Source organism: Bacteroidota bacterium, from assembly GCA_034723125.1.
In the GTDB taxonomy this organism is placed as follows: domain Bacteria; phylum Bacteroidota; class Bacteroidia; order CAILMK01; family JAAYUY01; genus JAYEOP01.
The window spans coordinates 1-8,269 of record JAYEOP010000493.1; the positions used below are offsets into that span (position 1 = coordinate 1).

Annotated in this window: 8 protein-coding genes; 2 read left to right on the plus strand and 6 right to left on the minus strand. The window is 30.0% G+C overall.

All coding sequences use genetic code 11. From position 1 onward, the window contains the following. Window positions 1-324 precede the first annotated feature (324 nt). From U9R42_12745 to U9R42_12765, 5 genes are all read right to left on the minus strand, one after another. Window positions 325-1,089: a TPM domain-containing protein gene (locus U9R42_12745; protein ID MEA3496885.1), complete on the minus strand. Its 765-nt coding sequence runs from the start codon at window positions 1,087-1,089 to the stop codon at window positions 325-327. A 22-nt stretch (window positions 1,090-1,111) separates the two neighbouring features. Continuing rightward, window positions 1,112-1,552, minus strand: coding sequence for a TPM domain-containing protein (locus tag U9R42_12750; GenBank protein ID MEA3496886.1), 441 nt, complete (start codon window positions 1,550-1,552; stop codon window positions 1,112-1,114). Window positions 1,553-1,559: 7 nt separating this feature from the next. After that, window positions 1,560-2,162 carry a LemA family protein gene (locus U9R42_12755; protein ID MEA3496887.1) on the minus strand — a complete coding sequence of 201 codons (603 nt, stop codon included), beginning with the start codon at window positions 2,160-2,162 and terminating at the stop codon, window positions 1,560-1,562. Window positions 2,163-2,353: 191 nt separating this feature from the next. After that, on the minus strand, window positions 2,354-3,565 hold the full coding sequence (locus U9R42_12760) for a bifunctional 3,4-dihydroxy-2-butanone-4-phosphate synthase/GTP cyclohydrolase II (GenBank protein MEA3496888.1): 1,212 nt from the start codon (window positions 3,563-3,565) through the stop codon (window positions 2,354-2,356). Window positions 3,566-3,568: 3 nt separating this feature from the next. Further along, window positions 3,569-4,660: a glycosyltransferase gene (locus U9R42_12765; protein MEA3496889.1), complete on the minus strand. Its 1,092-nt coding sequence runs from the start codon at window positions 4,658-4,660 to the stop codon at window positions 3,569-3,571. A 385-nt stretch (window positions 4,661-5,045) separates the two neighbouring features. Here U9R42_12765 and U9R42_12770 point away from each other — a divergent pair, with 385 nt between their 5' ends. Further along, a complete protein-coding gene (locus U9R42_12770; protein ID MEA3496890.1) occupies window positions 5,046-6,593 on the plus strand; it encodes a hypothetical protein in 1,548 nt (515 codons plus the stop codon). On the opposite strand, the gene U9R42_12775 is transcribed toward U9R42_12770, so the two are convergent. Beyond that, a complete protein-coding gene (locus U9R42_12775; GenBank protein ID MEA3496891.1) occupies window positions 6,583-6,705 on the minus strand; it encodes a hypothetical protein in 123 nt (40 codons plus the stop codon). The two genes, U9R42_12770 and U9R42_12775, sit on opposite strands and share 11 nt — an antisense overlap. 306 nt (window positions 6,706-7,011) lie before the next feature. Here U9R42_12775 and U9R42_12780 point away from each other — a divergent pair, with 306 nt between their 5' ends. Next, on the plus strand, window positions 7,012-7,743 hold the full coding sequence (locus U9R42_12780) for a hypothetical protein (protein MEA3496892.1): 732 nt from the start codon (window positions 7,012-7,014) through the stop codon (window positions 7,741-7,743). The last annotated feature ends 526 nt before the right edge of the window (window positions 7,744-8,269 follow it).

Below are 8,269 nucleotides of genomic sequence, written 5' to 3' on the forward strand. Positions count from 1 at the left end.
TTAGTACCTATTAAAAAACTAAAGAAAATTCTGCATATTTTCCGCTCATTCCTTTGTCCCCTAAAGAGGATACTATCACTCTCAGTGAGTTGGATTATCCTTTTAGGGAATTTAAGGGGTACAGATAGGCAATTAATGAGTTTTCTTATAAGCACTAATTACAAAAAGAGTAATTTTTTAATCTGTGAATCTGTCTTCGACAGACGAAGTCTGTGGCAAATTTGATTACCCACTCAAATCAACATAGAACCGAAAATAATATTAATTTAATTTTATAAACACTTTATATTTAAAAAAATACTAATACCAAAAATACAAAAGTGATTACCAGCTACCACCGGCACCACCGCCACCGAAGCCTCCACCACCAAAGCCTCCAAAACCACCACTTCCTGAACTAAAACTTCCATAGCTACCTCCATGACCGCCCATACTACTCATTAAGAACAGTGCTGTCCAAAAAGGAATACTATTGCTACGAGAATAGGAACGAACTGAAATAGCTCTAAAAATAATAAAAAAGAGTATAACAAATATTATTGGGAAATATGTAATCGGTTTTGTTTTTGTTTTCTCAATGTATTCATCGGGAGTAAATTCTTTCATGGCAAGCTTCATAATTACATTTGTTGCTTTATCCAATCCTCCATAAAAATCATTGTTTCTAAAATAAGGAAGAAGTTCCTTTTCTACTATTCTTTTTGCAATAGCATCAGGAATAACAGGTTCAAGCCCATAACCAACAGCAATGAATGTTTTCCTTTCTCCTTGCCCTCCTGTTGGCTTAACTAAAATTACTACACCATTATTAAATTTCTTTTGACCTACACCCCATTTTTCACCAATTTCATAAGCAAACATTGATTTATCTTGTCCATTAAGGTCATCAACAATTACTATAACTATTTGAGTTGATGTTGAGTTATTAAACTTTACAAGTTTTTGTTCAAGTTGAGCAACTTCATTTGCATTTAGTATTCCAACATAGTCGTTAACCAATCGAGCTTTTTTAGGTCTTTCAGGTACTTGAGCATTAATAATTGTTGTAAATAACAGCAGTAATATTATTGATAGTATTTTGTTTTTCATTCTAATTTAGCTTTAAATGTTTTTAATTATTTCCAAAAGAAATATCATCGGGAAGCTCATTAATATCTTCTCCTTCCATGTATGGAAAATATTTTTTAAGCTTTTCTCCAGCCATGCTAATTCCTTTAGTAAGCCCTTTTGTAAAATCTTCAGCTTTAAAAAACTTCCCCATTTCTTCTTTAATGTTGTCCCAAAAATGTTCTTCTACTTTTGCATTTATTCCTGCATCACCAAGTATTGCAAATTTTTTATCTTTGTAAGCAATGTAAAATAACACTCCGTTTCTGAGTTCTGTTTTATGCATTTCAAGTTTTTTGAAAATAAAAGCAGACATGTCTAAAACATTTTCTTTGCATCTCTTATCAATATGAACTCTTATTTCACCTGATGTTTGAAGTTCTGCATCTTTAACTGCGTTAACAATTGAATCTTTTTGTTCCTGAGTAAAAAAGTGATTTGCCATAATTTTATTAATTATTTAAAAGGTCTTTTACATCCGGTGCTTTTTCTGCACCTTCATCTGCTTGGAAATTAGGTTTTCTTTCAAAACCAAACATTGAAGCATAAATGTTTGAAGGAAATTTTCTGATTGATGTATTATAATTTCGTGTTATTTCAATAAATTTCATCCTTTCAACAGAAATTCTATTTTCAGTACCTTCCAATTGTGCTTGAAGTTCCAGAAAATTTTGATTTGCTTTAAGATTCGGATAGCGTTCAACCACTACCATCAATCGGGACAATGCAGAACTAAGTCCTTTTTGTGCCGCTTGAAATTGTTGCAATTGTTCAGGATTCATGTTGTTAGCATCAATATTTATTCCTGTAGCTTTTGAGCGTGCTTCTATAACATCTGTTAGAGTTTGTTTTTCAAAATCTGCATAACCCTTAACTGTTGAAACAAGATTGGGAATAAGGTCTGCTCTACGTTGATACACATTTTCAACCTGCGACCATTGAGCAACTACTGCTTCATCAAGAGTTACCAGTGTATTATATTTTCCTTTGATTGAAAAAAACAGTAAAAAAATAACTGCTGCAATAACTATTAGTGGAATCCATTTTTTATTCATTGTTAAATGCTTTAAAAGTTAAATAAATTAGAGGTTCAAAGATAATATTTTTTTAACAAGTATCTCGTTTCTCTGAAACGTTTTCAAGATGAGAAGAATAATACCAAGTTGCGTTCAAAACTACCAATATCATATTATTTTGGTATTTTGCTTAACTCGTGTCTTTAAGAAAACTCTGCAAAATTAGATTCCTATTCCAATTCACTGGAATGAAGATCGTGTCCCATTCTAAGCTTTTTTGTTTTCAGGTATGTTTTGTTGTGTTTATTTGGTTCTATTTCCAAAGGAATACGCTCAGTAATTTCAAGTCCATAACCTTTTAATCCGATTTTTTTTGATGGATTGTTGGTTATTAGCCTTATTTTTTTAATATTTAAATCTCTAATAATTTGAGCACCTACACCATAATCCCTTTCATCCGCTTTAAAACCAAGATGGACATTTGCGTCAACAGTATCCATTCCCTGTTCTTGCAATTTATATGCTTTTAGCTTATTATAAAGACCTATTCCTCTACCTTCCTGATTCATATAAATAACAGCACCTCTCCCTTCTTTTTCAACCATTCTTAATGCTTCATGCAGTTGAGAACCACAGTCGCATTTCAGAGAGCCGAATATATCTCCTGTAACACAAGAAGAATGTACTCTTATCATTACATCATCATCTTTTGTCCACTTACCTTTAATAAGAGCAAGATGAATATCATTTGTTGTTAATTGTCTGAATGCAACAACATCAAAATTCCCATATTTTGTAGGAAGATGAACATCCACTAATCTTTCAATCAGGGATTCATTTTGCATTCTAAAATCAATTAAATCATGAATAGATATAAGTTTTAAATCAAATTTTTTAGCAAGTTTTTCAAGGTCGGGAAGTCTTGCCATTGAACCGTCATCATTCATAATTTCAACAATAACTCCAACAGCTTCAAAGCCTGCTAATCGTGCCAAATCAATTGCTGCCTCTGTGTGTCCTGCTCTTCTTAAAACTCCTCCTTCCTTAGCTCTAAGAGGAAAGATATGTCCCGGTTTTGCAAAATCATCCTTTGTTTTTGAATGGTCAATTAAGGCTCTTACTGTAGCAGCTCTATCATGGGCAGAAATCCCTGTGGTACATCCATATCCGTTTAAGTCAATTGAAACTGTAAAAGGAGTTTCGTGCAAAGCGGTGTTATCTGTAACCATAAGTTCTAATCCTAAAATATCAGCACGGCTTTCAATTATCGGGGTACAAATTAAACCTCGACCTATTTTTGCCATAAAATTAATTACTTCAGGAGTAACATTTCTTGCAGCAGTAACAAAATCTCCTTCATTTTCACGATTTTCGTCATCTACTACAATTACAATTTTCCCTCGTTTTATATCCTCTATTGCTTCTTCAATTTTATTAAACATTTTTTATTGATATCTTTGTGTTGGTTGCCAAATATTTGTTTTTACACCTTTTAAAAATTTAAATAAACCGAGCAAAAGAGCCAAATTCATGAAATAGAAATGTGTTATAAAACGGAGCAAAGTTATATTAACTTTTATTCTTCTCAAAGAACTATCTACAAATGGTATGATAAATAATAGCAACTGACCTATTAGTGTTATTTTGAAAAAAATATTTGTGTTAAAAAGAAAAATATTTGACACAAAAATTAAAATAAGAAAAAAAGGTCCATGCCATCTTATTACTTTATGAGATAAAAAACTAAAAGAAACTCCATTAAACAAAGGAATTAGTAAATTTTTGTATCTTGTAAGATTTTGAAAGTTTCCAATTGAGATGCGAATTTTTCTTCTAAACTCTTCTGATAATTTATTTGAAACATCTTCGCTACAAACAGCATCAAGCTCGTTAATACACTTCCCACCATTTTCAATTACATTCATAGTAATATAAAAATCATCCATAAAAAAACGTGCTGGCACTTTTGAATAATTTTTAGTCCTGATTGAATAACAACCTCCAAAAGCACCAATCATTGCACCAAACAAAATGCCTTCATTGTATTTTATTTTATTCTCCCTTGAGATATACATTTCTTCTTGCTGTGAAATTCCTTGCTCATTAAATCGTGAGTTAATAATATTTCCTCCAACAAGAGAAATCTTGTCATTTTTATAATGCTTTAGCAAATGATAAATAGTATCAGGTTTAAAAATAACATTTGCATCAGTTAACACTAACACTTCATTTTTTGCCCTTTCTTTTAAATTATTAATTATCTCAGCTTTCCCTGTTCTTTGTTCAAATTCTATGAGTTGCAAGTTTTTATACTCTTGTTTTAGCTTAATAATTATTTCATTTGTTTTATCGCTGGAAGCATCAGAGCCAATCAAAAATTCAATTTTGTCAACAGGATAATCGGTATTAAAAGTGCTTTTTATTTTGTTTTCAATTACAAGTTCTTCGTTATAAACAGCCAGCAGAATAGAAACATTAGGAAGGTCTTTATCGCTTTTGTTAAAGATTATATTGTTTTGTGTTTTTTTTCTTGCCATCAAAGAAAGTATCAAAGGGAAAAAGACGTAGGAATGCAAAAGCAAAAAAACACTTATTATAAAAATCAATATCCAGCTCATTTCAATTTTCCTTTATACTGCAAAGGTGCATAGAATATTTTTTAATATCTCTTTTTTATTCTAATTCTTTCTTGCCAACTAATCAGTCTGCAATTTATATTTTAGCCGAACTTGACTAAATTGAAAGTCATCTCGCTACAGTCTTAGAAAAAGACAGAGATATTTTGTTGTCTAAATAAATCATTATTATATTTGCGAAAGTATTTCAAGATACATTCAATTTTATTAGGACATGAATCGAGTAAAACAACAGAGATATAAATAATGTCTTTGTATTTTTAATTATAAACCAAAAAAACTTTTTATGAAAAATTTATTATTATTCCTGTCTATTATTTTAAGTTTTAATGTGTATTCACAAATTTCGTATGAGGAGCGTTTTGAAATTGTAAAAGAAGATGGCTATTCTAAGTATAAAATTTATGAATTTGGAGAGTATGGCTTACTGATGCGATCTGTTGCCACTAAAGATGTGGAAGACAATACAGAATTGAAGTTTGAATTGATAAATACTAATCTTGAGATTGAAAGTAAAAAATCTGTAATGCTTGGCAATAAAATGTATGATAATGAGATTTTTATTACTAATAATTGTTATCATAATTTATTTAAAGGTAGAAAAGGAAAGTTTACCTTAGTTAGCATAGATATAAAAAACTTCAAAGTGTATAAAGTTGACGGCATCTTACCAAAGAAAATGCGTACTGGTGATATGGCTGTATTGGGTGATTATGCATATTTTAAAGCTCGTGTAAAAAGGAAATATTTTGTGTTTTCTTTAAACTGGAAAACTGGAGAAACAAACACTATTCCAGTTTTGATTCAAAGTGTTAAACCTAAAAATATTTTTTTAAAAAAATTTCAAGTATTAGAAGCTAGTAATGAGATTTTTCTTTATTTGATAGTTATCGAAAAGAAGAATTATGATTTGTATGTGATGCGTTTGAATGAGAATGGGGAAAAGGAGTCTTTATTTAATATGAATAAGAATATTGAAAAAATTATTACAGATATTACTGCTTTTCCTATTGGTAATGATCAATATATTTTTTCAGGCACTTATACCACGTCTTCTATTCGTGATAAGCAACATGCTCTTCCTACCTACGGTAAATTTAGTACTCCTTCTATTGGTGTTTTTTTCTGTAAAACAAATGATAACAATAATATTGAGTTTATTGAATTTTATAATTTTTTGGATTTGAATAATTTTTTGAATTTTCTTTCTGAAAAAAGACAGAAAAAGATAAAGAAAAAAAGAGAGTCTAAGAGAAAGGAATATGATTTGAGTTATGATATCACCATGCACGATATTATTCACATTGACGATGCTTATATTTTATTGGGCGAAGCTTTTAATACTACATTTCGAATAAAAACTTATGAAGACAGAATTACAGTAAATGGAGTTACTGAGACTCAAACACGCTCAAGAAATGAGTTTGATGGTTTTCAATATTCTCGTGCTTTTATTGCTCGATTTGAAAATGATGGAAATATGGAATGGGATCACTGTTTAAATTTGAATGATGCAAGTAAAACTTTGACTGAGAAGAAAAATATTTCCATTCAAGAACAAAATGCAAATTCTATAAAATTGGTTTTTTCTTCTTCCAACAAAATCAATTATGAAAAAGTTGATTTTGGAGGGAAAATACTCCATGATTTTGAATCTGTTGAGATTGAGACATCATACGATGACAAAAAGGTTATATCTACAGTTTCTAATTTAGACTATTGGTATGATAATTATTTTATTGTTTATGGCACTCAAACAATAGAGGAAAAGGACAGTAAAGGTAAGAAAAGGGAAAAAAAGATTTTGTATATTTCTAAAGTTCTTATTCAATAATATTTATTCCATCATCTACTGATGTTCTTTCTCGCTGATTTTTTCCTACATTATCATAATCTGGAACTGTTTGATGCTCTTCTAAAAAATGTTTTAAAATTAGGCTTACCATTAAATTAAAAGCTAAAGGTAAATCTAGCGGTGTAAGAGTGATTAGAAAAAGGGGAGAAAGACAGATATATTTTGTTGTCTAAAAAATCATTATTACATTTGCGAGAGTATTTCAAGATACATTCAATTTTATTAGAACATGAAAATATTAAAACTACAAAAATTTATACTAATATTACAAACAAGAGATTTGACGGCATTGTTAATCCATTGGATGATATGGACTTATAGCTTTTTGGGTATCTCTGGATATAATGGAAATAAACGGGAGTTCCGTTTATGCTAATGTTAGGCTTAATTATAAAAAATGATGGAGGAATTTCAACAAAACCTAAATAACCTTCAGGGAGTTTTTACCAAATTCACTCAGAATCTTGCTAAAATTCTTGAGGACATAAATTTTGAAGTTCCTAACATTGGGGAGTTAATTCGTATATCATTTGAACAACTTCCAGAATCCTTAAAAGAATTAAATAAACATGGTTGGTTTATGACCCTTGAGATGTCACCAGTCGAAATACATACAGTTTCTTCGTATTCTGTTAATGGTAACCTAGATAAAGTTGACGATTTTTTTGTCAATCACATTTCAGAATTAAATTCATCCATTGAAAAAGAATTATATAAAAATTTTCCTTTAAGGATGAAAATCCTTAAAGAAGGATTTCAAGCGCATAGAAAAGGTAATTTTCATTCATCAATACTCATATTTCTTAGTCAATCAGACGGAATATGTCGAGATATAACTGGTTTTAAACTATATAATCAAAAAAAAGGAAAACCAATTATAAAAAAATATCTTGAGGAGTTGGATCATGATTCTTTCGCATATAAAATACTTCAACAAATAGCTGAACCTGGACTAATAAATTCATCTGAAAGGGATTTGTCAAATTACAATGGTTCTTTAAATAGACATGAAATTATGCATGGAATTAGCACTAATTTCGGGAACGTGACAAACAGTTTAAAAGCAATCTCTCTACTTAATTACGTTGGCAGAATTCTATGGACTTGCATAAAAGATGATGAAAAATAAAATAACTAAGCCTAATCGAGTAGGCGGCTGACGGAGTAATCTCCGTCAGTATTCCTTCGTTAAAACTACACTTATCCCAATTCCAAGACGATTAACGTCAGACTGTTTAAAAAAATCAACAAATTGTAGATAAAGATAATTTGCCACCAAAGGAATAATTTCTACTTTTAACATCTAAAATTTATACAATGAAAAAAACAGAAGACAGTCATATATTTTTTTAACATCACTGGAAGAAGCAATTCTAAAAACGCAACCAAAAAAAAACAAATTATTTTTAAGCAAAACAGAAATGTCCTTATATTTGACAAAAATTTAATCGGTGGTTAGGGTTATTAGACAGACTGGCGTTGGCATTCATTATAAGAAACACCCACGTTATCAAAAAAAAAACAAAACAAGCGTGATTGATATGAGAATATTTCCTTACTTTGCACCGAATTAAAACAAACTATCATGTTAATTAGATTTAATGTTGAGAATTTTCTGTCTTTTAATAAGAAATCTGAATTTTCACTTATAGCAA